This is a genomic window from Actinoplanes sp. NPDC051388 (genome assembly GCF_055586225.1).
Genome location: NZ_JBVJIP010000013.1, coordinates 226,543 through 252,564 on the forward strand (window position 1 = coordinate 226,543; position 26,022 = coordinate 252,564).

Genomic DNA, 26,022 nt, shown 5'->3' on the forward strand with positions numbered 1-26,022 from the left:
GCGCTGGCGAGGTCAAACAATCCCAGCCGGGCGTCGCCGCCGGATCGGCAGAACTACCTATCTGTGATACATGGATCGACGGTCTGATTTGTGACGCAGATCGGGCCGAACACACGAGAACGTGCTAGGTGGTTCCGGTTTAGGCTGCCCTTCATGACCGGCGAAACGGACGACGCGCCCCTCGTGGGGCGTGCCGAGACGCTGGACGCGATCCGCCGCGATCTCCTGGACGTCGGTCCGGGTGGCACCGCCGCGGTCTTCGTCACCGGCGAGAGCGGGGTCGGCAAGAGCCGGCTGCTGCGGGCGGTCGCCGAAACGATGGCGGCGGCCGGTGCGGCGGTGCTCTCCGGCGCCTGCCTGGACATCGGCGACGCCTCCCCGCTGCACCCGGTGCTGTCCGCCCTGCGCCGCGGAGACCCCGGTTTCGAGAGCCACGGCGCGGACGCGGGCGCCCTGCTCGAGCGGGTGTCGCGGGCGTTGCGCGAGGTGGCCGGCGACCGTCGCCTGCTGCTCGTGCTCGACGACCTGCAGTGGGCCGACCGCAGCACCCGCCAGCTGCTGCTCTATCTGCTCGCCGGGCTCGGCGAGGTGCGGCTGTCGGTGCTGGCCGCGGTCCGCGCCGAGTCGTTGCAGGGCACCCACCCGCTGCGCCGGGTGCTGGCCGAGCTGCGCCGGCTGCGCTCGGTGCGGGTGGTCGATCTCGCCCCGCTGACTCGATCCGGCACGCATGAGCTGGTCACCGCGATCGCCGGTCCCGGGGTGCAGGCCGAGGACTCCGACCGGGTGTTCAAGCGCAGCGGCGGCAACCCGTTCGTGGCCGAGGAGCTGGCCCGTGACCTGCGCGACGGCCGGGTCGAGCTGTCCGACACGCTGCGCGAGATCTACCTGTCCCGGGTGGACGAGCTGCCCCGGTCGGCGCACGCGGTGGTCCGCGCGATCGCGACCGGTGTCGAGCCGGTGGCGCACGACGTGCTGGCCGCGGTGGTGCCGCTGCGCGAGGAGCAGCTGATCGAGGCGATCCGGGCGGCGGTGGCGCACCGCATCGTGGCCGGCGAGCCGGCCGGTTACCGGCTGCGGCACCGGCTGGTCGCCGAGATCCTCGAGCAGGAGGTGCTGCCGGTCGAGCAGGCCGCGCTGCACCGGCGTTACGCGGAGGCGCTGACCACCGACGAGCCCGACCACGCCCGCCTGGCCCACCACTGGCAGCGGGCCGGCGAGCCGTCCCGCGCGCTGCCCTCGGTGGTCGCCGCGGCTCACGCGGCCGAGGCGCTCTACGGCTTCGCCGAGGCCCACCGGCACTGGACCCTCGCCCTCGAGCTGACCGGCGACGACGACCGCACCGAGCTGCTGGCGCATGCCGCCGAGTCGGCCCACCACTGTGGCGAGCACCTGCGCGCGCTCTCCCGGCTGGAGGAGCTGGCCGCCCGCCCGGACGGTCCCGGCGTCTGCGAGATCCACCTGCGCCGGGCGCGTTACCTGGCGGCCGCGGGCCGCACCGCCACCGCCGAGGTGGAATACGAGAACGCGCTCGCCGCACCCGGTTGCACCCCGGCGGAAAGGGTGACCGCCGCGGCCTATCTGGCCGAGCTGCTGCTGCACCTGGGGCGTTATGCGGACGCCGGCGAGCGGGCCCGCGCCGCCCTCGAGCCGGCCGAGCAGGTCGAGGGTTCCACCGCCGACCGGGTGCGGGCCAGCGCCGCGCTGGGCTTCAGCCTGGCCTTCCGCGAGGACCCCGATGCCGGCCTGCTGGTGATCCGGCAGGCGCTGGAGGAGGCCGAGCGCGCCGGGCGCCCGGACGACGTCGGCTGCGCCTATCTGCACCTCGCCGAGCTGCTCACCGGCCCACTCAACTCCCTGGAGGAGGGCGTGCTGGTGGCCCGCCGCGGCGCCGCCAAGCTGGCCGGCCTGGGCGTCGGGCGCACCTATCAACTGCGGCTGCTGGCGATCGCGGCGAACGGTCTCTTCCGGGTCGGGCAGTGGGCCGAGGCGGACCACATGCTCGAGCGGGCCATGCGGCAGCGGCCGTCCGGCGCCGACGCGGCGGACATCCTGCTGGCCCGCTGCCGGTTGTGGGTCGGCTTCGGCGACATCGAGGCGGCCGAGCGCGACCTCGACGCGGTGGCCACCCTGCTGGCCGGCGGCGGCGCGCGGCACGTGCTGCCGATGCTCACCCTGCGAGCCGGCCTGGCGATGTGGCAGGGCCGGCACGACGAGGCGCGGCTGGCCGTGCAGCGCGGGCTGACCGAGACCCGCTCCGACGACCTGGTGTTGCTCGGCGTGCTGGCCTGGCACGGGTTGCGGGCCGAGGCCGAGGCGCACTGCGGCGGCGAGATCGCGGTCGACCCGGGCGCGGTGCGCCGGCTCGAGGTGGTGGTGGACCGCATGGCCGCGGGCGTGGACAGCGCCGCGGCGCCGGTGCGCGCGGTGGTCGACGGTTATCTGGACCTGTGCGCGGCGGAGATCACCCGGATCGAGGACCGGCCCGACGCGGAGCTCTGGTCCCGCGCGGCGCAGGCCTGGGACAAGCGGCTGCAGCCCTATCCGGCGGCATATTCGCGGCTGCGGCAGGCCGAGGCGCTGTTGCAGGGCCGGGGTCGCAAGGCCGCCGCCACGGCGGCCTTGCGCCAGGCGTTCGGCACCGCTCAGGCGATGGGGGCCAGGCCGCTGGCCGCCGAGATCACCGCGGTGGCCGGCCGGGCGAAGGTCTCGCTCGGCACCGACGACGAGACGATTGCGATGCCGGCGCCGGAAGCGCCCGGCGACGACCTGGCCGCGCTCACCGGCCGGGAACGCGAGGTGCTGGCCGCGGTCGCGGAGGGCCTGACCAACCGTGAGATCGGGCAGCGTCTGTTCATCAGCGAGCGCACGGTCGGCGTCCACGTCGGCCACATCTTCGACAAGCTCCAGGTGCGCAGCCGGGTGCAGGCCAGCCGGCTCTATCTGGAGAACCGCACCGCAGCCTAGGCATACGTATATACGTCGTTCTACCGATCCCTGCGTACCCCCGTGGTGCAAGAGTCGGGCCACGGGGGAGCACCGCCCGGCGCCGGCCCGGCGCCGGGCGGTGCTGGGGGCCCCGGCAAGACATGGAGGAAACCCGATGACCGAGCCGGTCTGGGGACCCGTGCATCCGGACATGTCCGCGCTTCTGACACGTCATCCCGAGGACGTGCCGGCGGTGGTCGACCAGCTCACCAAGCTGCAGGACGTGCTCGAGCGGGTGCCCCCGCTGCATGACAGCAACCCTCTCGCCGACTTCAATCGGCTCTACCTGCGGATCACCACCAGCGTGCTCGAGCGGCTCTATGAGGGACGCTTCGCCGATCCGCAGTTCCTGGCCCGGCTGGACGTCGAGTTCGCGGCCCGCTACTTCGAGGCGCTGCGGGCCTGGAGCGACGGCCACGCGAGCTGCCCGCGGGTCTGGTCGGTGCTGTTCCACCGGATCGCCGGCCCGGACTGCCGTCCGCTGCCGTCGGCCGCCGCCGGTGTCAACGCGCACATCAACTTCGACCTGCCGTTCGCGCTGGTCACCACCTTCGACCACATCGGATCCGATCCGGTGGACGACGGCGATCAGCACCTGGACTACCTGCAGATCAACGAGATCTTCGCGGAGGCGATCCCGGAGCTGCGCCGGGGATACCTGGAGAAGTGGCAGCTGCTGATCGACACCATGAACGGCGATCTGGACGACTGGTGGCAGGGCGAGGTCGTGGAATACACCCGGAACGTCGCGTGGCGCAACGCCCAGAAGCTCTGGGCGGTGCGCCACGATCTGAAGGCCACGGCGAAGGAACGGGAGCGGCTGGACGACAACGCCGCCGCGCTGGGCAAGCTGCTGATGTCGCCGCTCGGGACGTTCCTGCAATAGCGGCTAGGAGACGGCGACCAGCCGGGCCGTGGTGGCCGAGCCGTCCTTCGCGCCGGCCACCCCGACCTCCGCGCCGACCTTGATCGCGCTCGCGTCGGCCTTCTCCTGGTCCCGCACGACCTTGAGATCCGCGGCGGCGGTCCAGGTCAGCGTGAACCCGTCGGCCGACTTGACGGTGATCGATTTCCCGTCGGTCTCGGTCACCGAGCCGCGCTGCACGACGACCGTCCGGACGCCGTCCTTGCCCTGCACGGTCATCTCGCCGTGCAGGGGGTTCTTGCGCAGGAACTTCCGGGCCGCCTGCCGCCGCTCCTGACGCTTCTCGGCGCGGTCCGGCGCGGCGGGTGCGGCGGACGAGGACGGGTCGGGCGCCACCTCGAACCCGACCTGCTGCAGGGCGGCGATCTCATCGCCGAGGTCGGCCGCGGCGGTGGTCGCGGGCCCGCCACAGGCGGAAAGACCCAGGACAGAGGCCAGGCCGAGGGTGGTCACGGTGAGTGCGATCCGGGTACGAGTCATAGCGAAGAGACTCGCCCCGCCATGCGAGCACAGAGTCAGCGCTGTGTACGAATCGTGTAAGGCAACGTGACCGTGAACCGCGCCCCGCCCTCCCCCGCATGCCCCGCCTCGATGGTCCCGCCGAGCCGGGCCACCAGCCGCGCCGCGAGAGCCAGCCCGAGCCCGCTGCCCACCTTGCGAATCCCCCGATACTTGCGGTTCAACGCGCCCCGCTGGAACGCCACCGCCAGATCCTCGTCGGCGAACCCGGGCCCGCCGTCACGCACCTCCACCACTCCCCCGGCCGGCGTGGCCCGAACCGCCAGGATCAGCGGCGCGCCCTGCGGCACCACCCGCAACGCGTTCTCGCACAGCCCGTCCACCACCTGCCGGATCCGGCCCGGGTCGGTGTGCACCGGCACCGGATCGCCGGGCAGCTCGGTGTGCAGGCTCGGCCCGTCCGGGCCGCAGCGCGGCGCCCACGCCTCGGCGGCCGCCGAGATCAGCTCGACCAGGTCCACCGCGACGATGTCGAGCGGCAGGTCGGCCGCCTCCAGCCGGGAGAGCACGAGCAGGTCGGAGATCAGCCGGTCCAGCCGTTCCGCCTCGGCGAGCATGGTCTCGCCGGCCTTCGGGGCGCCGTCCGGGCCGACGACGCCGTCCGCGAGCGCCTCGGCGTACCCCCGGATCGTCGACAGTGGGGTGCGCAGCTCGTGCGAGACGCTGAGCAGGAAGTCGCGCTCGCGACCCTCACTGACCTGCAGGGCGCTGGCGAGCTGGTTGAACGCGCCGGCCAGCTCGGCGGCCTCGGCCGGGCCCTGGGTGGAGAGCCGGATCGAGCGGTCGCCGGCGGAGAGGTGTCCGGCGGCGGCCGCGGCCCGGCGGATCGGCCGCACGATGAGCCGGGCCAGCACCGCGCCGGCCAGCAACCCACCGGCGAGACCGGCGAGCAGCGCGATCCACACCCCGCCGAGCAGGCCGCCCGCGGTGCCGGAGCTGACCGGCCGGGTGAGCACGACGCCGCTGGAGTTGCCGGTGAGCGGGCGGCCGACGATGAACTCGGCCCGGCCGCCGACCATGCCGCGGGTGTCCACGACGGCGCCCTCGGAGACCTGCTTGATCACCCGCTGCGGCAGGCCGGGGGTGTCCACCACGCCGCGCCGGATCAGGTAGACCGCGATGTCGTCGTCGCGGAGCCGGCTGACGATGCGTTCGCGGGCGGCCGGGCGTTCGGTGGCGAGCAGTTCGACGGCGAGCGCGCTCTTCTCCATCAGCTCGGCGCGCACCTGGTTGTTCACCGCGCGGACCGCGATCGGCACGGCGACCAGCGCGGTGATGATCACCGCGATCACCGCGGTCGCGGCCGTGATGAGCACGACGCGCGCGGTCAGTGTCCGGAAAATCAAGATTCTTTTTTCCGGTCAGGGGCGGTGGGCGGGGCGGCGGACGTATCTGCGGTGTAACCGACTCCGCGGACCGTGCGGATCAGGCCGGCGGCTTCCCCCAGCTTGGCGCGGACCTGGGCCACGTGCACATCGACGGTACGAGTGCCCGCATGCGACGCGTATCCCCAGACCGAGGCCAGCAGCTCCTCCCGGGTGAACACCCGCCCCGGCCGACCGAGCAGGTGTCCGAGCAGGTCGAACTCGGTCGGGGTGAGGGTCAGCGGGCTGCCGTCCACGGTGACCAGCCGACGGCCGGGGTCGAGGACGACCGGGCCGAGCGCGCGCACCTTCGCCCCCTGCTCCGGACCGGCCGCCCGGCGCACCAGGGCCTTGACCCGCGCGACCAGCTCGCGCGGGCTGAACGGCTTGGTCACGTAGTCGTCCGCGCCGAGCTCGAGCCCGAGGATCCGGTCCACTTCGTCGTCGCGGGCGGTGAGGAAGATGACCGGCGTCCAGTCGCCGTCGGCGCGCATCCGCCGGCAGATCTCGGTGCCCTCCAGGCCGGGCAGCGCGATGTCCAGCACGCAGGCCACCGGCCGCATCCGGCGGGCGGCGGAGAGACCGAGGCTGCCGTCGTGCTCGACGTGCACGCCGAAGCCCTCCCGGCTCAGATAGAGCCGCACGAGGTCGGCGATCGGGCGCTCGTCCTCGACCACCAGCACGAGGCCCTTGCCGGTCGTATCGGTCACCCGACCATCATGCCCGCCGGGCGGCCGGCTCAATGTTCGGACGCGGTAAGGGATGCCCGCAGGGTCAGGTAGCGCATCTCCGGCACGCTGGTGGTCAGCCCGGCGGCCTTCAGATAGGCCTGGTGCGCGGCCTTGCGGTCGCCGGCTCGTTCCAGCAGGTGCGCGCGGACCGCCTCGACCCGGTGGTTGCCGGCCATCCGCTCGTCGCCGTCGAGCTCGCCGAGCGCGGCCAGCCCGGCCAGCGGTCCGCGGGCCCAGCCGACCGCGACCGCCTTGTTCAGCGTCACCACCGGGCCCGGCGACACCCGCTCGAGCACCTCGTAGAGCGCCAGGATCTGCGGCCAGTCGGTGGCGTCCGCGGTCTTCGCCTCGTCGTGCAGCGCCGCGATCGCCGCCTGCAGCTGGTAGGGACCGACCGGGCCCTTGCCCAGGGTCGCCGACACCAGCGCCACGCCCTCGGCGATCTGCTCGGCGCTCCACCGCGACCGGTCCTGCTCGTCCAGCGGGATCAGCGCGCCCTGCGCGTCCGACCGCGCCGCGCGGCGGGCATCGGTGAGGAGCATCAGCGCCAGCAATCCGCCGGTCTCCACGTCGTCCGGGGTCAGCGAGCGCAGCATCCGGGTGAGCCGGATCGCCTCGGCGGTCAGGTCGGCACGCAGCAACGCCGGGCCGCCGCTGGTCGTGTAGCCCTCGTTGAACACCAGGTAGAGCACCTGCCGGACGACCCGCAGCCGCTCTGCCCGCTCGGCCGGCGGGGGCAGCGCGAACGGCAGCCCGCTGCTCTTGATCTTCTGTTTGGCCCGGCTGATCCGCTGGCCCATGGTGGTCTCCGGCACCAGGAACGCGCTGGCGATCTCGCCGGTGGTGAGGCCGCCGACCGCGCGCAGGGTGAGCGCGAGCTGTGAGGGCGGCGAGAGCGACGGGTGGCAGCAGAGGAAGAGCAGGCTCAGGGTGTCGTCCCGGGAGCTGACCGAGCCGGGCTCCACGTCGAGCTGGAAGACGCTCTCCTCGCGCCGGCGCCGGGCGCTCTCGCTGCGGAACTCGTCCACCAGCCGGCGGCCGGCGACCGCCATCAGCCAGGATCGCGGGTTGTCCGGCACGCCCTCGGCCGGCCACTGGGTGGCGGCCGCGAGCAGCGCCTCCTGCACCGCGTCCTCGGCGGCGTCGAACTGGCCGTAACGCCGGGCCAGCGCGCCCAGGACCTGGGGCGCCAGCTCGCGCAGCACCTGCTCCATCAGACCTCCGGCGGCCCGGCGGCGACCGGCCGCAACTCCACCCGCTGAGCCCATTTGACGATCTTGGAGGCCAGCTCGATCGCGCGGGCCTCGTCCTTGACGTCCCAGATCCAGTAGCCGGCGAGCGACTCCTTGGCCTCGGCGAACGGACCGTCGGTGACGGTCACCTGACCGTTGTCCAGCGAGATCGTCTTCGCCGCGGACGGGAACTCCAGCCCCTCCGCGGAGACCATCTCGCCGCTGGCGGTGATCTCCTCGTTGAAGGAGGTCATGAACGCGACCATCTCGCGGACCCAGTCGGTGTCCTGCTCGGCCATCATGTCCTCGGCGTCGCCGAACATCATCAGCATGTACTTCATCGCTGTCTCCCTATCCCCAAGAGCATCGGTCACCGGCTGGTCGGAGCCGTCGGCCGGTTCTCGACACCGGAGGACACATTCTCACGAAAAAAGAGCCACCCGGATCACCGGGCGGCTCTTCAGTCTTTCGGCGGGTGGTTCAGCCGAGCAGCGTGGGGATCTTCTCGAACAGGTCCTGAGTGAACTTGATCATCTCGTGCAACATCCAGTTACCCGAGAACAGAATCGCCGCACCCACCCCAATGGCCTTCGGCACGAACGAGAGCGTCGCCTCCTGGATCTGCGTGACCGACTGGAACAGCGAGATCGCGAAACCGATCAGCAGCGCGGTCAACAACACCGGCGCGCACATCTTCGCGGCGATGGTCATGGCCTGCAGGCCCAGCTCGACGATCTGCGTGTCGGTCATGCCCATCAGTTCGCCGGACTTGAGAAAAGCCGGAGAGCGAAACGGGTGAACGTTGGTTGCCGTTCGGTTACCGGGTGTTCAGCGTGGGCTGCCCTGCATGATCCCGGTGATGATGTGACGGCCGAGCAGGGCGAAGACCAGCAGCAATGGCACCGTCGCGATGGTGGCGCCGGTCAGGATCAGCGAGAAGTCGCCGACGTCGCCGCTGGCCAGCGTGGAGAGGGCGACCTGCACGGTCGGATCGTCCGGGTTCAGCGCCACCAGTGGCCAGAAGAAGTCGTTCCACGCGGACATGAAGGTCAGCGTGGCCAGCACCGCGGCGGCCGGGCGGGCGGCCGGCCACCCCACGTGCCACAGCACCTTGAACATGCCGCAGCCGTCGACCCGCGCCGCCTCGATCAACGAGTCCGGCACCGCGGCGCGCAGGTACTGCGTCATGAAGAACACGCCGAACCCACTCACCATGAACGGCACGATCACCGCGGGCAGCTTGCCCACCAGCTGGAACTTCGCCATCACCAGGTAGAGCGGGATGATGCCGAGCTGGGTCGGCACCATCATGGTGGCGATGATGATCAGCAGCAGCGCGCGGCTGCCCCGGAAACGCAGCTTGGCGAAGGCGAAACCGGCCAGCACGGAGAAGAACACCACGCTGATCGTGATGGTGCCGGCCACCAGGAACGAGTTGAGCAGCGCCCGGCTCATCGGCGCGCTGCCGAACGCGCGCTCGATGTTCTCGATCAGATGACCGCCGGGCAGCAGCGGCGGCGGTGTCTGGCTGAGCACCGCGTTGTCCTGGGACGCCACCACCACCGACCAGTAGAACGGGAAGATCGAGAAGAACCCGACGGCCAGCAGGATCAGCACCACCAGCCGGCTCGGGCGGTGTTCGCGGGAGCGGCGCACGGCGTGCCGGGAGTGCCGCATCGGCGGACCCGACCGGCTCGGCGGGCGGGTGGCGGTCGCGGTCATTCGTGCCTCCGGAGCCGCGCGACGGACAGATAGCTCACCAGCGCGGCGACCAGGATCAGGGCGAACGTCACCCAGGCCGCGGCGGACGCGTAGCCGAACTCCCAGCGGGCGAAGCCGACCTCGTACAGATAGAGCGACAGGGTCTGGAACTGGCGGTCCGAGCCGCCGGTCAGGCCGCCGCCGCCGAACAGCAACGGCTCGGCCAGCACCTGCATGCCGGCGATGGTCGAGACGATCACGGTGAACACGATGGTCGGGCGGATCGCGGGCAGCGTGATCAGCCGGAACTGCTGGAACCTCGAGGCGCCGTCGAGGGCCGCCGCGGCATAGAGCACCTTGGGCACGCCCTGCATCGCGGCCAGGTAGATCAGCGCGGTGTAGCCGGTCCACCGCCAGATGATCATCACGGCGATCGCCGTCTGCGAGGACGCCTTGCCCGCCTGCCAGTCCACCGCGCCCAGGTCGAGCAGCCCGAGCAGCCAATTGATCAGGCCGTAGTCGCGGCCGAAGAGCTGGCCGAAGACCACCGCCACGGCGGCCACGCTGGTGATGTTCGGCAGCAGCGCGCTCATCCGCCACAGTTGCGGCGCGCGCAGGCCCTGGTTCAGCGCATAGGCCAGCAGCAACCCGAGCACCAGTTGCGGGATCGTCGCCAGCACCAGGATCTGCAGGGTGTTGACCACCGCGTTCCAGAACGTGTAGTCGCCGAACAGCCGGGTGTAGTTGTCCAGCCCGATGAAGGTGTGCGTGTCGGCCAGGAAATCCCAGTCGAACATCGACACCCACACCGTGTAGAACAGCGGGAACGCGCCGAACAAACCGAACAGCACGAAGAACGGGAGCACGTAGAGATAGGGCGAAACGCGGGCGTCCAGCCGATGGAACCGGGAGCGCCGCCTCACGAGAGCGCGTCCACCTCTCGCAGCACCTTGCGCCACGATTCGTCGGGGGTGTCGCGGCCCTGCTCGATCCGGATCAGGCCGTCGGTGATGCGGCCGTTGATGTCGCCCGAGCGGGGTCCTTGATATTGCGGCACCAGCGCGGTCACCGACGCCGAGAAGATCCGCCCGACCGGCGCGTTGCCGAAGAACTCGCTCGACCGGTCGCGGATCACCCCGTCCCGGTAGAGCGCCACTGTGGACGGAAAGTTGCCGGTCTCCCGGAACACCTTGGCCTGCTGCTCGGGCGCGGTCAGCCAGATCGCCAGCACGACGGCCTCGGCCGGGTGCTCGGTCTGGGCCGGCACGCTCAGCCACGAACCACCCCAGTTGCCGCCCTTGCCGGGCACCGTCGCGATGTCCCACTGCCCCTTCGCCGAGGACGCCTCGGACTGGATGTAGTTCGTCAGCCAGGACGGGCAGGCGATGGTGGCGAACCGGCCCTGGGCCAGACCGGCGGTCCAGTCCGCGGTGAAGGCGGCCTGCTTCGCGGAGAGCCCGGCCTGCAACGCCTGCGCGGTGAGATCCCACGCGCGCTTGACCGCCGGGTTGGTGGCCACCACGACGTTGTTGTTCCCGTCGTACACGCCGACCTTGCTCTGTCCCAGGATGCCGCGGTAGATGGCGGCCGGCCCGTCGAAGAACGCGGAGTCCGGCACCCGTTGCTTGTAGGTGATGCCGGTCGCGATGTACTCCTCCCAGCTGGGCCAGAGTCGGCCGACCGCCTCGCGATCGGTGGGCAGACCGGCCTTGGCGAGCAGGTCCTTGCGATAGCACATGGCCATGCCGCCGACGTCCGTGCCGAGCCCGACCACCCGGCCGTCGGGCGCCACGCCGGCCGCCCACTTCCAGTCCGGCCAGCGCGTCCGGACGGTCCCGGCGCCGTAGCGGTTGAGGTCGCGGAACCGGTTGGGCGCGTTGGCGAACTGGCTGATCCAGCCCTCCTCGATCGCCTCCACGTCGGCCGCGCCGGTCCGGGTGGCCAGGTGCGCGGCGAGGTTCTTGTGGTGGTCCTCGCTGCGGGTGACCCGCTCGGTGATCCGGATCCCCGGATGCAGCGCCTCGTATTCGCGGTAGAGCGGCCCGAATCCGAACGCGCCGAAGGTGCCCACGGTGAGGTGGATGCGGCCGTCGTCCTCGCCGCAGGCCGCGGCCGTGCCCAGCAGGATCACGGCGATCAGGCCGGTGAGCAGCACTCGTCGCACGGCAACCTCCGCCACCGGACGGAAACATCTGTGTCGATCAATACGGTGACCCCCGAACGGCCGAGCACGCATCAACCGATCATCCAAAGCTTGCAGAGCAGGTGCATGATTCTCTGTCGGAGAGCGCTTTCCGAGGCCGGTACGAGCGGACGGCAAGAAAGTGTTATTCGTCCGTCTTCGACCCGTCCTCACGCATCGAGGCATTGACATGACCGAAAGCCTGGCGTAACACTTCGGCCATCATGGAGAGCGCTTTCCCACGCTCGCGACCAGTCAGGAGATCCCCGTGCATCCGGCTCCGGTCATCCGCCGACTCATCCCCCTCCTCGTCATCGGCGTCGTGGTCGCGTACCTCGGCATCGCCCAGCTCAGCGCGCACGCCGCCGACACCCTTCTCTCCCAGGGCCGACCCGCCACCGCCTCGTCCGTCGAAGGCGGCGACGTGACCGCGGCCAACGCGGTCGACGGCAACGCCGGCACCCGATGGTCCAGCCAGTTCAGCGATCCCCAATGGCTGACCGTCGACCTCGGCGCCACCGCCACCATCAGCCAGGTCGTGCTGCAGTGGGAGACCGCGTACGGCAGCGGCTACCAGATCCAGACCTCGAACGACGGCGGCAACTGGACCACCGTCAAGACCGTCACCGGCGGCGTCGGCGGCACCGAGACCCACGCGGTCACCGGCAGCGGCCGCTACGTGCGGATGTACGGCACCACCCGCGGCACCGGCTACGGCTACTCGCTGTGGGAGTTCAAGGTGTACGGCGGCGGGACGCCGACCGACCCCGATCCGCAGCCCGAACCGGGGTGGACCCAGGTCTGGACCGACGGCTTCGACGGCGCGGCCGGCACCTCGCCGTCCGGCGGCAACTGGCTGCTGCGCACCGGCACCCAATATCCGGGCGGCGCGGCCAACTGGGGCACCGGCTCGGTCGAGACGGCCGGCAACTCCACCGCCAACGTCAGCCTGGACGGCGGCGGAAAGCTGAACATCAAAGCGATCCGGGACGGCGCCGGCAACTGGACCTCGGGCCGCCTGGAAACCCAGCGGGCCGACTTCAGCCCGGCGCGCGGCGAGATGCTCAAGTTCGCGGCCGTGCTCAAGCAGCCCGACGTGGCGAACGGGCTCGGCTACTGGCCGGCCTTCCGCGCCACCGGCGCGGCCTTCCGCGGCAACTTCACCAACTGGCCGGGCATCGGCGAGACCGACATCATGACCGACGTCAACGGGCGCGGTCAGCTGGCCCAGACGCTGCACTGCGGCACCGCGCCGGACGGCGTCTGCGCGGAGTACAACGGACGGTCCAGCGGGCTGGCGTCGTGCACCGGCTGCAAGACCGGCTACCACGAGTTCAGTCAGGTGATCGACCGCACGAAGACCGACGAGGAGATCCGGTTCTATCTCGACGGCCGGCAGACCTGGGTGGTCCGCGAGTCGCAGGTCGGCGTCGCCGCCTGGCAGGCCGCCGTGCAGCACGGCTTCTATCTGCGGCTGGACCTGGCGATCGGCGGCTCACTGCCGAACGCGATCGCCGGCCGGACCACGCCGAACGCGGAGACCACCAGCGGCGGCGTGCTCAGCGTCGACTCGGTCACCGTCTCGCGCGCGACCGGGACGACGCCGGCGCTGATGACCGATCCGGCCACGCCCGCCGGTCCCAGCACGGTCCGGGTCACCGGCTCGCAGGGCAACTGGCAGCTGCAGGTCAACGGCAGCCCCTATGAGATCAAGGGCATCACGTACGGGCCTCCGCAGGCGGCCGCCGACGGATACATGCGCGACCTGAAGAACATGGGCGTCAACACGATCCGCACCTGGGGCGTGGACGACGCGAACACCCCCACGCTGCTCGACCGGGCGGCGCAGCAGGGCATCAAGGTGATCGTCGGGCACTGGCTCAACCAGGGCGCCGATTATGTGAACGACACCGCGTACAAGAACGCCGCCAAGGCCGAGATCGTGGCCCGGGTGAACGCGCTCAAGAACCGCCAGGGCGTGCTGATGTGGGACGTCGGCAACGAGGTCATCCTGACCATGCAGGACCACGGGCTGGCGGCCGACGTGGTGGAGGCGCGGCGGGTGGCCTATGCCCGGTTCGTCAACGAGGTCGCGCTGGCCGTGCAGGCGGCCGACCCCAATCACCCGGTGACCTCGACGGACGCGTACACCCAGGCGTGGACGTACTACCGGCAGTACTCCCCGGCGCTGAACCTGCTGGCGGTGAACTCGTACGGCGCGATCGACACCGTGAAGCGGGACTGGATCGCGGGCGGGTACACCAAGCCGTACGTGCTGACCGAGGGCGGGCCGGACGGCGAGTGGGAGGTGCCCAACGACGCCAACGGGGTGCCCACCGAGCCGACCGATCTGCAGAAGCGGCAGGGTTACACGGACAGCTGGAACGCGATCAAGGGGCACCCGGGCGTGGCGCTGGGCGCGACCGAGTTCCACTACGGGCTGGAGAACGACTTCGGCGGCGTCTGGTTGAACACCACGACCGGCGGGTGGCGGCGGCTCGGGTATCACGCACTTCGCCAGGCGTACACCGGGCAGGCCGCGTCGAACACGCCGCCGGAGATCACCGCGATGACCGTCGGCACGCCGCAGGCGGTGCCGGCCGGCGGAACCTTCCCGGTGTCGGTGAACGCCACCGACCCGCAGGGCGACCTGATCCGCTACAACCTGATGGCCAGCGAGAAGCACATCAACGGCAACGTCGGCCTGACGAACCTGACCTTCACCCAGAACGGCACCTCGTTCTCGGTGCGGGCGCCGGAGAAGCTCGGCGTCTGGAAGGTCTACGTGTACGCCTTCGACGGCCACGGCAACGTCGGCATCGAGCAGCGCTCGTTCCGGGTGGTGCCGCCGACGGTCGGCGGGACCGAGCTGTCCCGCGGCCGGCCGGCGACCGCGTCGTCCTATCAGCCGACCGGCACCAACGGGCCGCAGCTGCCGGCGTACGCGGTGGACGGGAACTACGGCACCCGGTGGGCGTCGGAGTGGCTGGACACCGCGTGGGTGCAGGTCGACCTGGGCTCGGTGCAGTCGTTCAACCACGTGCAGCTGGCCTGGGAGGACGCGTACGCGCGGTCGTACCAGGTGCAGACCTCGAACGACGGCAACAGCTGGACCAACGTCTACGCCACCACCAGTGGCGACGGTGGCTTCGACAGCCTGAACATCAGCGGTTCCGGGCGCTATGTGCGGGTCAACGGCACGGTCCGGGCCACCGGCTACGGCTACTCGCTCTGGGAATTGGGTGTGTACCGCACCTGACCGACAGGTAGAAATGCAGGCGTGCGCGAGGTCTGGTGTGACGAGTCGGGTTATGAGGGCGAGAAGCTCATCGACTCCACCACGCCACTCTTCGCGCACGCCTCGGTCGAGATGGACGAGGCCGTCGCCAAGGACCTGCTCGCCGAGCTGCGCGCCCGGGTGAAGTCCCCGGTCAGCGCCTACCGCGCGAACCACCTGCTGCGCGAGAAGCACCGGGCGCACCTGCGCTGGTTCCTCGGCCCGCACAGCCCGGTCCTCGGCCACGGCCGCGTCTTCGTGCTGGACAAGACGGAGTGGGTCGCCACCCGGCTGGCCGAGCTGCTCGACCTCGACCCGGCCACCGTCGACCGGTCGCCCTATTTCCTCGCCGCCGCGAACGACCTGCTGCGGAGCAAGGACCAGCCGGGCGTGGTGGACGAGTTCTTCCGGGTCTCCGGGCTGACCGAGGGCCGCGAGCGCGCCGAGCTGTTCCGCTCCTGGCTGCTCGCCGACCCGGCGGTCAACTCGGTGCTCGACCCGCTGGTGCCGGCCCTGGTCGCGGCGGCCCGGCACTGGGGTCCGGTGACCGTGCTGCACGACCGGCAGATCATGCTGCCGGCCCGCCGGGTCGAGCACATCCGCGAGCTGTCCGGCGGCCTGCTCGCCGAGGTGCGCTTCCTGAAAATCGAGCAGCACCCGCGGATCCAGGTGGCGGACATGCTCTCCGGCACGGTGCGCTGGATCCTGGAGCACCCCGACGCCGGCCTGACCGAGCTCGCCGAAACCCATCTCCTTCCGGCTCAGGGTGCTTGACCCGCCCCTGACATGCGAGAAGTCTGGGGCGGGTCCGGTTCACAGGGAGGTTGGCGATGGACAGCGTCGTTCATTTCGAGGTGCCGTTCGACGACGGCGAGCGCGCCACGACGTTCTACCGCGAAGCGTTCGGGTGGCAGCTCAACGCGATGCCGCAGTTCCAATACGTGATGGTGCAGACGGGTGAATCCGACGAGCGCGGCGCCCCGAAGTCGCCCGGATCGATCAACGGCGGCATGCTCTCCCGGCAGGGCCCGATCACCGCGCCGGTGATCACCGTCGGGGTCGAGGACCTGGACGAGGCGCTGGCCCGCGTGGAGAAGCTCGGCGGCAAGGTGGCGATCGGCCGCCAGCCGGTCGGCGACATGGGCTTCAGCGCCTATTTCCACGACACCGAGGGCAACCTGATCGGCCTCTGGCAGAACGCCTAGGGTGGACCCTAGGGCAGCAGGCCGGTCGTCTGGCCGGTCCAGGCGAAGTCCTTGACCACGGTCAGCAGCAGTCTCAGGAACCCGGCGAAGTCCTCGGCGATCCGCACCGGCTCGCCGAGGCCGCCGGTGTAGACGCCCTCCAGCAGGCCACCCGGCGGCAGGTGGTGGATCGTGCCGTCGGCGCGCGCCAGCACCAGGAAGCCGCCGCCGCCGTCGGTGCCGAAGGTCGCGACGTCGCCGATCGCACCGGCCTCGGACCGGACCGGCAGCCCCCACTCGACCGACTGCGGCAGCCGCTTCGCCGGATGGATGAAATATCCGATGTGGATGTCCGGCAGGCAGACCTCGCCCACCTCGGCGTAGAAGGCGGCCAGGGCGGGCGGGAAGAGCGCGTCGGCGGCCGGGTCGAAGTCCGGATCCGGTTCGGCGACGAAGTTGGCCTCCGCCGGATAGCCGAAGCGCTGTTCGAAGATCGCCCCGAGCCGCTCGAGCTCGGGGCGCATCTCCGCCTTCCATTCGGAAAGTTCGCTCATGCCGGCGCGACTACCTCCAATAGAAGGATCCGAAGTTCTCGTCCACCCGCCGGGCGAACTGCTCGATCTGCGCCCGACTGGCGTTCGGGTGGGCCTGTTGGAAGGCCGCCCACTCGTTGGTGATCACCTGATGCACGTTCTTGTCCGGCCCGGCCCGGGACCCCTGCACACCGCGAAGATTAGCCGGTGAGTCGAAGTCGAAACCTTTGAAATCCGGGTGATCACGGTAGTACTGCGGCACCGCGTGGTGCGAGTCGTAGTCGTCCGGCAGCCGCTGCTTGCCCTGCTTGGCCAGGTCCGCGTTCAGCCGCCCGCGATGGTTGTCCGCGGCGATCTTGCAGTCGCACGGGTTGCCGCGGTGGTCCACGCCGCCGGTGCAGTTGTGCACCAGCACCGGCGTGTCGCCGGCCAGGACGTAGAACGTGTGCGCCTGCTCGACGGTGAGGTTGTGCACCCGGGCCGGCTCGACCCGGCTCGCGGTCGCCCGGATCCGCACCTCGGCGCCGGTCGGCGACCGCAGCGACTCCCCGGCCACCAGGTCGCCCGCGTTCACGAATCGGCCGAGTTCGGCCACCCAGAACGGATGCCCGGCCGTGGCGGTCACCGAGCGGACCCGGCCGTCGCTCTCCACCGCGACGTCGACCAGATCCTTCTCGCCCTGGCCGACGATCGCCGCGGTGACCCGCCGGGCCGAGGTGCGCCCGGTCGCCGGATCGGTGGCGAGCACCAGGTCGCCGACCACCACGTCCTCGATCGGCTTGCGGCTGCCGTCCGCCATCACCACGAGGGTGCCGGGGGCGAAACTGTTGCTGGTGCAGTCCGGTCCCTTGTTGGCCACCGTCGACCCGGCGTCGTCGACGTTGTCGGCCTTGGACGCCTTGTTCACCGTGTTCGCGTCGGCGATCTTGTCGGCCGCCCGCGCGGTATCGCCGGCGTGGTCCGCGGTGCGCAGCGCCTCGCCGCCCTTGGTCGCCGCCTTCAGGGCGCCGGCCGCCTTGCCGCCGCCGCGGACCGCGCCGATCACCGAACCGGCCGCGCTGGGCACCGGCGTGAAGAACGTCGCGGTGTCGAGGGCGACCCCGACCGCGTCGAACGCCGCCGCGCCGTAATTGCCCTCGCGCACGTTCTGCACCAGGCTCACCACGCCGCTGCCGATGCTGATCAGCTGCCAGGGGCTGGGCAGGGCGCCGCCGGGGTCGGTGTATTTCAGTGGGTTCTGGTACCCGTACGCATAGCTGTTGAGGTTGTCGGTGTTGAAGACGCCGCCCTGCGGCGCGCCGGACAGATATCCCTCGCCCGCCGGGTCCGGGCTCTGCCAGGTGCCCAGCCGCGGGTCGTAGTAGCGCGCGCCGAAGTAGTAGAGCCCGGTCTCGTTGTCGAACTCCTTGCCGGCGAACCGGTAGTCCGGCTCCGGGTCGTCGCCGCGGGTCTCCGAGACCCAGCCCTCGCCGCCGGCGAAGTACTCCTGGTGCTGCAGCAGCTTGCCGTCCCGGTCGGTGACGTCGTTGGTGCTGCCCAGGTGGTCGCCGTGATAGAAGAACTGGTCCTTCTCGAGCGGGTCGGGGTCGTGCCGGTCGCCGCTGCGGACCACCTTGGAGGCGATCCGGGTGGTGCCGACGAAGATGTGCTTGGTGCCCTTCTGCTCGTTCCGGACGGTGAAGAACTGATTCGGGTACGCGGTCCGGTCGTCGTCCTCCTCCTTGACCACCCGGGCGCCGGACGCGTCGTAGGTGTACTCGTTCTCGTCGTCGTCGTCGACGCTGCGGATCTGGTTCTCCTCGTCCCAGACCAGATCCCGGTCGTCGCCGTCGTCCGGCTCGCGATGCGTCTGGTTGCCGTTCAGGTCATAGGAGAACTCGGTGTCACCGACCTTGGAGACGGCGTGCGGCTGGGCGCCCTCGTAGTGGTAGACCCAGTCGTAGCTGGTCCTGGCGAGCCGGTCGCGCGTGCCGTCGGCGTTGTTCACCAGTTCGTGCCGCTGCCACTTGCCGACGATGTTGTCGATCGGGTCGTAGTTGAGGATCGTCTGGTACTCGTTCGTCGTGCGCGGATCGGCCAGATAGCTGCCGTTCGCCTCGAGCAGGCGGTGCTGGTCGTCGTACTGGAAGGTCTGGTAGGTCGGGCCGGTCGCGATGCCGTCGCCGGTGCGCTCCCGGACCGCCACGTCGTTGACGATCGCCTCGACGTCGCCCACCTCGTCGTAGGCGTAGCTGCGGTTCTCGAACAGGCCACGGGTGTCGCTCGCGGTCAGGGTGGACAGCCGGCGGTCCTCGTCGCCGTACGCCCAGGTGCTCCGGGTGCCGTTGCCGGCCTCCAGCAGCACGCGCTGGTCGAACTTGTCGTACTCGAGCCGGTTCACGTAGGGGTACGCGTGCGCGCCCTTCTGCCCGGCCGCCGCCCGCACCTGACCACCGGAGTCGTACGCGTAGGTCAGCACCTCGCCGTCCGGATAGGTCATCGTCCGCAGGCGCCCGAAGGTGTCGTAGACGTACCGCGTCGTGTACCCGCTGTTCGTCGCGACGTCGTGATCCGACCCGCCGAGATACCGGGTCTCCCGCACGGTCTCGCCGAGCCGGCCGTAGCCGAGCTCCTGCCGGCCGGCGCCGTCGCTGATCGACGCCACCCGGCCCGCCGTGTTCTCCGGGGCGCCCGGCCGCCCATACGTGTAAGTGATGTTGTTCTGGCTGTTGATCGGGTAGTTGATCTTTTCCAGCCGGGTGAAGTCGTAGGTGTAGGTGATCTTCTTGTTCCTGGCCCGCAGGTTGGCGGTGGCCTTGCTGATCGGGTTGCCCGCGGTGTCGTAGGCGGTCTCGGTGCGCCCGCCGTCCGGCGTGGTCACCGCGGTCACCCGGCCGGCCAGGTCGAACTCGGTCCGGCTCAGGTTGCCGCGGTCGTCCTTGACCTCGATCAGCTGGTCCAGCGGGTCGTAGCCGTAGCTGGTCCAGATGTCGGTCGGCGCGCCGGACGGCGTGGCGTGCGGCTCCTGGATGGCGGTCACCAGGTCACGCACGTTGTGATAGGTGCGCTTCTCGGTGCCCGAGGCGTCCGTCGCGATGCTGCGGAACTGGGTGACGCCGGCCCGGTCCGGTCCGAAGCCGAACGCGGTCCGGGTGCCGGTGCCGTCCGGCAGCCGCATCGAGGTGCCGCGGTCCAGCACGTCGTAGGTCAGCCGGCTCGGGCTGATCTCGTCGACGCTCTCGTTGAAGACGCCCGGCGTGCCGAGCTCCTCGGTCACCGGATAGGAGGTGCCGACGGTCCGCCCGACGAAGTCGAACTGCGACCGGCCGGACACCGTCATCACGTCGATCGGTGGCGCGTCCGGTCCGGCGTGGACGGTGGCGTCCTTCTTGGTCTGCACGGCGCGGCCCAGGCCGTCCACGAACTGGACCGTGTCGATCGTGTCGGTGGCGCTGCGGAACCTGTCGTCGTGCCGGCTGATCGCCCACGGCACGCCCGCCTCGGGGTGGTACTCGAAGCGGATCGTCGCGGTGTCGCCGCCCTGCTCGTACGGGCCGGTGACGGTGGCGGTGCGGCCGAACTCGTCGAACGTGTACGAGGTGGCGTTGCCGGTGGTGTCCTCGGACCGGTTCAACGCCCCGAACCGCAGGTCGTAGGTGCTGGCCGAGGAGAGCCCGAAGCTGTCGGTGACCCGGGCGACGTGCGTGCTCAGGTCCGGGTCGTAGGCGTAGGCCAGCTGGTAGCGCTGGCCGCGGGCGTTGCGCGGCCCGGTGACCTGGCGGATGTTCCCGTCCGGGAAGTAGGCCAGGTCGGTGATCGCGGTGGCCTCCGCACCGGACCCGCCCAGCGACTCGCGCACCTGCGTGACGTCGCCGGTCGCGCAGTTCACGTCGGCGGCGCTGCGCCGCAGTTCCTTGCCGGCCCGGCCGGGCGCGGTGACCACGGTGCTGTTCGCGACGCCCAGCACATGGGTCGACGGGCACGAGCTGTAGCCGGTCGCCGTCTCGACGTCGTCCAGCGCCCCGGTGTCACCGAGGTCGAGCACCCGGACGATGTTGCCGGCCGCGTCGTACGCGAACGTGGTCGCCGTCGTCTTGGCGGCCGTCGCGGTGCCCTCGAAGAACAGCTCGTCGGTGCGGATCAGCTCGGGGAACACGGTGGCCGTGGTGCTGTGCGGGTCGGCCACCGCCGCGCCGGTCGCCACGTCCCGCAGACGGTAGGTGCGCAGCGTCTCGACGAACTTGCGCCCGGCCGCGTCCGCGGTGGTCTGCCTGGTCGGCAGGCCGGCCGCGAAGATGCTGTCGGTCCGGTACTCCCGGGTGATGGTCCGGTAGACCGCGTTGTTGCTGCCCGGGTTGCGGTGCTGCTCGATCACCTTGGCGTGGCCCAGGAAGGTCCGTTCGAGCCGGTCCTGCACCCCGCCCTCGTAGGTGAAGGTGGTCAGCTGGGTGTCCGCGCCGTCGCCGGGGTGGCCGTCGTGCACCGCCACCCGGGACAGCACGTAGCGGGATTCCGGCGCCGACTCGGTGTTGCCCGAACGGCTGTAGTCCAGGCTGATGGTGGCGCCGAGCGGGCGTTCCACCGACTTGAGCAGGTTGGTCCGGCCGGTCCTGTTCAGCGCCACCTTCATGCTGCTGTCGTCGGAGCTGGCGATGTGGTCGGCGTACCCGTCGCCGTCGATGTCGCGGAACGCGGCCTCCTCGCGCGACATCGAGGTGTTCCCGTCCGCGCCCGGGTTGACGATCAGGTAGCAGGCCAGCAGGCAGAGCGGACCGATGCCGATGGTGAAGTAGGCGCCCGCGCCCAGCCCGGTGGTGCCGGAGCAGATCCGCGTCGTGTCCCAGTCGATGTCGCTGATGCCCAGCCGGGTGTCGTCCGCGCACACCCCGCTCATCCCGCCGGACCAGGCGACGTCCGGCGCGAACCCGTTGCCGGTGTTGAAGCCCACCCGGACCGTGCCGCCGCCCGGGCGGATCCGGTCGGCCAGCCCGTCGCCGTTCAGGTCGGCCAGCGTCTGCCCGGTCTGCGACTTGTCCTTGCTCAGCGACAGGCCGCCGGCGAAGTCGTAGATGCCGCCGTTGAAGCCCAGGTTGGCGCCGAGCGAGCCGTTCTCGCTGCCGCCCTGGTTGAGCCGCGCGTCACCCCACGGCTCGGCGGGCGCGAAGCCATAGCCCAGGTTGAGCGCGACGGTGAGCCCACCGCTGCCGCTGGAGATCCGGTCCGGCAGGCCGTCGCCGTTGACGTCGGCCAGATCCGAGCCGGGCGTCGAGTCGCCGGCGCCGAGTCCGCCGGAGAGGCCGAGCGGGGTCATCTGGGTGCCGGTGCTGTTGCCCCGGCGGGTGTTCCCGCCGGTGGCGTCCACGTCGCCGGAGCCGTTCGGGAAGAACGCCGCCGGGCTGCCGCCGACGCCGACGTTCTTCGCCGACGCGTCGGCCTGCCGCGGCGCACCCAGGCCGGCCACCGCGCGGGCGCCGTCCTCCAGGCCGCCGCCGGGCGTCGTGTACTGCACCCGGCCGGCGCTCACCACGTCCGGGAACTTGTCGCCGTTGAGGTCGAGGAACTCGGTCTCGCCGGTGGTGTCGCCGGTGGACAGCGATCCGGACAGGAACGAGGCGCCGGCGCCGACCGCGGTCTGCGCGCCGCTGCCGCGCCGGGACACCGCCCGGGCCGCGGCCTGGGTCGCCATCTGCGTCGCCGTCCCGGTCGCGGCGACCGCGTCCGGGCCGAAGCGTGAGCTGCTCATCGTGCCCGCGGCCACCCAGGTGTCCTCGTCCGCCCCGCGCCATTGCCGCTGCTCCGGGAAGGGCAGGAACGGATGGGCCGGCGCGGTCAGCGGGTCGAAAGTGGACTCGTCGGTGAAGCCGACGTTGAGGTCGGCCTCGCGGATGGGTTGCGCGCCGCGCTCCCCCTCGCCGTTGTACCCGGCGTACGCCCAGCCACGGTACGAACGGCCGAACAGTCCCTGCGCGGTGGCGGTGTGCAGGGCCGCGGGGGCGATCTCCGGTGTCGCCTCCGGGTCGCCGGGCGGGCGCACCTCGACCCGCGGCGCGGACAGCCGGCGACCCAGCTCGGGATCGGCCGCCGAGAAGTCGAAGAACAGCTCGTCGCCCTCGGTCACCGCGAGATCGACGGACGCCTCCCGCGTCTTGGCGACCAGCTGGCCACGCTTCTTCACGGTGAAGATCACCGTGCCGTCCGGCCCGTTCCGGTCGACCAGCGGCGTCAACCGCACCGTGCCGGTCCGCGGCGCCACCCAGGCCCGCGCCGGCGTGGCCGGTTCGGCCTGCGCGTAGGTGTCGATGTCGAACGGCGGGTGCAGCTGGACGATCGGGTTCCCGTTCTCGTCCTCGGTGACCGGCAGGTCCGGCGAGGCGACGTAGGCGATCTTCGGCTGCCAGCTCAGGGCGGTCACGTCGATCGGCGAGTCCACCTGCACCCGCAGCTCGATCTTGTCCTGCTCGGCCACCTCGATGTCGCGGCCCACGTCGACCGGCCCGGTGGCGGCGCCGGGGATCTCCCGGCTCAGCACCGGCTGCCCGTTCTTGAGCACCAGCACGGTCACGTCGTCAGTGGTGGCCGCGGTCTTGGTGAACGCGCCGGACAGCCGGACCGTGCCGTTCAGCGGCGCCAGCACGTGCGCGCCCGGACGCCCGGCGGTCACGAAGTCGGCCGCGGCCGCGTAGGAGTAGGCGTCCAGACCGTTCACGTCCGGGGTCGCGGGCAGGTCCAGATAGGCGATCCGCGGATCCCAGCGCACCTGGTCGTAGGCGCCGTCGCCGGCCGAGCCGACCCGGAAGTAGAGATGATCGCCGCGCTTGACCTCGATCGCGCCGACCCCGTCCGGCGTGTGTGCCGAGTAGTCGGTGGCCGCGATCCGTGCCGTCCACAGCTCGGCGCCGTCGTGCTGCACGGCCACCCGTACGCCGTCGGCCGGATAGCCGGCCCGGTCCGGCGTGGTGTCCTCGACCAGCGCCACCTCGCCGGTGACCGCGACCCGCCCGTCGAACGGAGCGGTCCACCGGCGCAACGTGTCGATCAGCGGGAAGACGATCGGATCCTCGGCCGCGGCGTCCGGCCGGCGGGTCAGCGCGGCGGTGTCGACCACGCCGTCCTCGATCGGCACCGGGCTGCCGGCGCTGTTCGCCTCGAAGGTGGGCACGCCGTCCGGGCCGAGCCGGTTGTACCGGACCCGGCCACGGTCGACCAGGTCCGGCAGGCCGTCCGCGTTGACGTCGGAGAGGTAGGTGTCGTTGCTGGTGGCGGTCCGCGAGCGGTTGACGAACGCGTTGCCCACCAGATATTGCTCCGCGCCGACCGAGGTGGTGCTGGTGCTCTCCCCGTGGATGGCGGGCAGCGTCGGCACCCGGCGCACCGCACCGGAGAAGTCGCTGGACCCGTCCGGCCCGGACGTGTTCAACCGGAAGGAGACGCCGTTGCCGTCCTTGAACACCTTGTCCGGCAGGCCGTCGCCGTTCAGGTCGACGAGTGCCAGCACACCCTCGCTGTCGCCCTCGGTGTAGCCCACCTTGGCGCCGGCCGAGCCCTGCTTGAGCGGCAGCAGCGGGTTGTACCCGACGTACGAGTGCCCGCCCACCGAGGTGCTCCGGTTGCCGCTGATCGCGCTGGCCCCGCCACGCCCGAGCAGCCCGGCGCTCACGTCGTCGTCGCCGGTCTGCCAGGTGCGCACCGCGGCGAAGCCCTCGTAGCTGCCGTCCGCCGCGCCGAGGTCGTCGTGGTAGCCGAACCGGTGCGTGTGGAACGCGGTCCCGTCGCTTCCGGCCTGGGTCACCGTGGCGAGCAGCGTCTTGCCGAACGCGCCCCGGGTGTAGCCCAGGTCGTAGCGTCGGACGGCCTGCTCGCCGCGCTTGACCTCGATCCGGCTGAGCAGGTCGGCGGTGACCATCTTGAAGCCGCCGCGGGCGTCGATCTGCACGTCCGGCCGGCGCTGGAAGCCGGGCAGGTCACGGTCTCGGACGAAGGTGACGGTGTAACCGCCGGGCCGGTCGCCGAAGCCGGTGTAGTTGATGCTGCGGGGGTAGATCTGGACGCCCGGCACGGTGCCGCCGGCCACGCCCGGGTCGGCCACCGTGTCGTACGCATAGGTCATGGTGTTGCCGTTGAGGTCGCGCACCTCACGCACCGGCCAGCGGAACCCGTTGCCGGCCCCGTCGGCGAGCCGGCTCTCCGCGGTGCCACCGAAGATCGTGCTGGTGCCGTCCTTCGCGGTCACCTCCCACCAGTAGCCGGCCGGGCCGTCGCCGTGCCGCACGATCCGCTGGAAGGCGCCCTCGACCCGGGTGTGGAAGACCTTCTCCGCGGTGCGCGCGGCCGGTTCGCCCCGATGCGCGACCGGGGTGAGCTCGGCGCCGTTGAGCAGGTAGGTCTCGGTCTCCTTGGCGGCGTCGTAGCGCGGCACACCCCACCGGGTGTCCACGGCGATGGACGGCGTGACCAGGTCCCACCCGACACCGGCCCAGCCGTTGGCGCGATCGGAGGCGTAAGTGAGCGACAGCTGCGGCGACATTCCGGCACGGCCCGGCGGCAGCTCGATCGGATAGCCCAGCCGGGCGGCGCCACTGGAGTCCGCGGCCGGCGGCTCGACCAGGTTGACCGCGGACGACGGGTCGGCCGCGGTGATGTCCTTGATGCTGGTCGGGTTGTTGGTGACCGTCTCCGGGTGGTCCGGCACGGTGACCGTGGCCGCGATCATGTCGGTGAAGTGGTTGGTGCGGCTGCGCACGACGCCGGCCGCGGTGTCCACGCCGATCCGGCTGAGCGCCTGCCACATCTTGCGCTTCTCGTCGAAGTAGAAGACGTGGATGTCCTGCTCGGACTGGCCCGGCGGGATCAGCTCACGGTCGTAGGGCAGGCTGACCTCGAGGTCGGCGGCGAACGTCGTGTGCGGCAGGAAGCGGTAGCCCCGGCGCGGACCCGAGGTCACGTTCGTCATCCCGCTGTCCAGCTCGGCCAGGTCGGCGCCGCAGAGCGACTCGGCCTTGATCGCCGTGCGCCCGGTCACCGCCTTCGGCCCGAAGGTCAGGCCGGCCCGGTCGTGGGTGAGCAGCAGGTGCTTGCCCGGCTCGGCGACCGCGCCGGCCGCGGCCGGCAGCTGCGGCTTGGCGCACTCCGGCTGCGGCGCGGCGGCCCGGAAGCTCGCCAGCAGCGGATCGACCAGGAATGGGCCGGTCGGTGCGGACCGCCCGGCGGGGTCGCCGCCAGGGCGGATGACCGCAGCGGTCTGCACGGCCATGGCCAGGATGAGCAGGATGGCGGCGGCGCCGGCCAGGGGGCGGCGGGCCAGTGGATTCCGGGCGGGCACAAGGAGCCGGGACATGGACGGACCTCCCCCATAAAGTCACCGTCATCGATGACCGAGGTCCACGTTAGACAGAGAGAGATCCGGCCCAAAC

Annotated in this window: 16 protein-coding genes; 5 read left to right on the top strand and 11 right to left on the bottom strand. The window is 71.2% G+C overall.

Annotated elements, in window-relative coordinates; translation table 11 throughout:
* Positions 1-153 precede the first annotated feature (153 nt).
* A complete protein-coding gene (locus tag ACZ6TI_RS30430) occupies positions 154-2,964 on the top strand; it encodes an AAA family ATPase (RefSeq protein WP_465348600.1) in 2,811 nt (936 codons plus the stop codon).
* Between the two features lie 136 nt (positions 2,965-3,100).
* The gene (locus ACZ6TI_RS30435) at positions 3,101-3,871 is read left to right on the top strand and encodes a DUF5995 family protein (protein WP_465348601.1); all 771 of its coding nucleotides are present in this window, start codon (positions 3,101-3,103) and stop codon (positions 3,869-3,871) included.
* 3 nt (positions 3,872-3,874) lie between these two features.
* Here the strand turns inward: ACZ6TI_RS30435 and ACZ6TI_RS30440 are convergent, their stop codons facing one another.
* From ACZ6TI_RS30440 to ACZ6TI_RS30480, 9 genes are all read right to left on the bottom strand, one after another.
* Positions 3,875-4,390: a hypothetical protein gene (locus ACZ6TI_RS30440; RefSeq protein WP_465348602.1), complete on the bottom strand. Its 516-nt coding sequence runs from the start codon at positions 4,388-4,390 to the stop codon at positions 3,875-3,877.
* Between the two features lie 35 nt (positions 4,391-4,425).
* On the bottom strand, positions 4,426-5,775 hold the full coding sequence (locus ACZ6TI_RS30445) for a HAMP domain-containing sensor histidine kinase (protein WP_465348603.1): 1,350 nt from the start codon (positions 5,773-5,775) through the stop codon (positions 4,426-4,428).
* Positions 5,772-6,503, bottom strand: coding sequence for a response regulator transcription factor (locus ACZ6TI_RS30450; RefSeq protein ID WP_465348604.1), 732 nt, complete (start codon positions 6,501-6,503; stop codon positions 5,772-5,774). The genes ACZ6TI_RS30445 and ACZ6TI_RS30450 overlap by 4 nt, the downstream gene beginning before the upstream one ends.
* A gap of 29 nt (positions 6,504-6,532) precedes the next feature.
* On the bottom strand, positions 6,533-7,738 hold the full coding sequence (locus tag ACZ6TI_RS30455) for an RNA polymerase sigma factor (protein ID WP_465348605.1): 1,206 nt from the start codon (positions 7,736-7,738) through the stop codon (positions 6,533-6,535).
* On the bottom strand, positions 7,738-8,097 hold the full coding sequence (locus ACZ6TI_RS30460; protein ID WP_465348606.1) for a YciI family protein: 360 nt from the start codon (positions 8,095-8,097) through the stop codon (positions 7,738-7,740). Before ACZ6TI_RS30460 ends, ACZ6TI_RS30455 begins: the two co-directional genes overlap by 1 nt.
* Positions 8,098-8,236: 139 nt before the next feature.
* Positions 8,237-8,506 (bottom strand): flagellar biosynthesis protein FliQ, encoded by a 270-nt coding sequence (gene fliQ / locus ACZ6TI_RS30465; RefSeq protein WP_465348607.1) that lies wholly within the window; start codon positions 8,504-8,506, stop codon positions 8,237-8,239.
* A 78-nt stretch (positions 8,507-8,584) separates the two neighbouring features.
* Positions 8,585-9,478 (bottom strand): carbohydrate ABC transporter permease, encoded by an 894-nt coding sequence (locus ACZ6TI_RS30470; protein WP_465348608.1) that lies wholly within the window; start codon positions 9,476-9,478, stop codon positions 8,585-8,587.
* Complete coding sequence (locus tag ACZ6TI_RS30475; RefSeq protein WP_465348609.1) at positions 9,475-10,380, bottom strand: carbohydrate ABC transporter permease; 906 nt, start codon at positions 10,378-10,380, stop codon at positions 9,475-9,477. Before ACZ6TI_RS30475 ends, ACZ6TI_RS30470 begins: the two co-directional genes overlap by 4 nt.
* A complete protein-coding gene (locus ACZ6TI_RS30480; protein WP_465348610.1) occupies positions 10,377-11,621 on the bottom strand; it encodes an ABC transporter substrate-binding protein in 1,245 nt (414 codons plus the stop codon). Before ACZ6TI_RS30480 ends, ACZ6TI_RS30475 begins: the two co-directional genes overlap by 4 nt.
* Before the next feature lie 286 nt (positions 11,622-11,907).
* On the opposite strand from ACZ6TI_RS30480, the gene ACZ6TI_RS30485 reads away from it, so the two are divergent.
* From ACZ6TI_RS30485 to ACZ6TI_RS30495, 3 genes are read left to right on the top strand one after another with little or no spacing between them, the layout of a single operon-like run.
* Complete coding sequence (locus ACZ6TI_RS30485; protein WP_465348611.1) at positions 11,908-14,898, top strand: discoidin domain-containing protein; 2,991 nt, start codon at positions 11,908-11,910, stop codon at positions 14,896-14,898.
* 21 nt (positions 14,899-14,919) lie between these two features.
* Positions 14,920-15,690 carry a hypothetical protein gene (locus ACZ6TI_RS30490; protein ID WP_465348612.1) on the top strand — a complete coding sequence of 257 codons (771 nt, stop codon included), beginning with the start codon at positions 14,920-14,922 and terminating at the stop codon, positions 15,688-15,690.
* Between the two features lie 56 nt (positions 15,691-15,746).
* Positions 15,747-16,121 carry a VOC family protein gene (locus ACZ6TI_RS30495; RefSeq protein ID WP_465348613.1) on the top strand — a complete coding sequence of 125 codons (375 nt, stop codon included), beginning with the start codon at positions 15,747-15,749 and terminating at the stop codon, positions 16,119-16,121.
* Positions 16,122-16,129: 8 nt separating this feature from the next.
* On the opposite strand, the gene ACZ6TI_RS30500 is transcribed toward ACZ6TI_RS30495, so the two are convergent.
* Both ACZ6TI_RS30500 and ACZ6TI_RS30505 read right to left on the bottom strand, forming a co-directional pair.
* A complete protein-coding gene (locus ACZ6TI_RS30500; protein WP_465348614.1) occupies positions 16,130-16,654 on the bottom strand; it encodes a hypothetical protein in 525 nt (174 codons plus the stop codon).
* Between the two features lie 10 nt (positions 16,655-16,664).
* Positions 16,665-25,946, bottom strand: coding sequence for a SpvB/TcaC N-terminal domain-containing protein (locus ACZ6TI_RS30505; RefSeq protein WP_465348615.1), 9,282 nt, complete (start codon positions 25,944-25,946; stop codon positions 16,665-16,667).
* Positions 25,947-26,022: the final 76 nt, after the last annotated feature.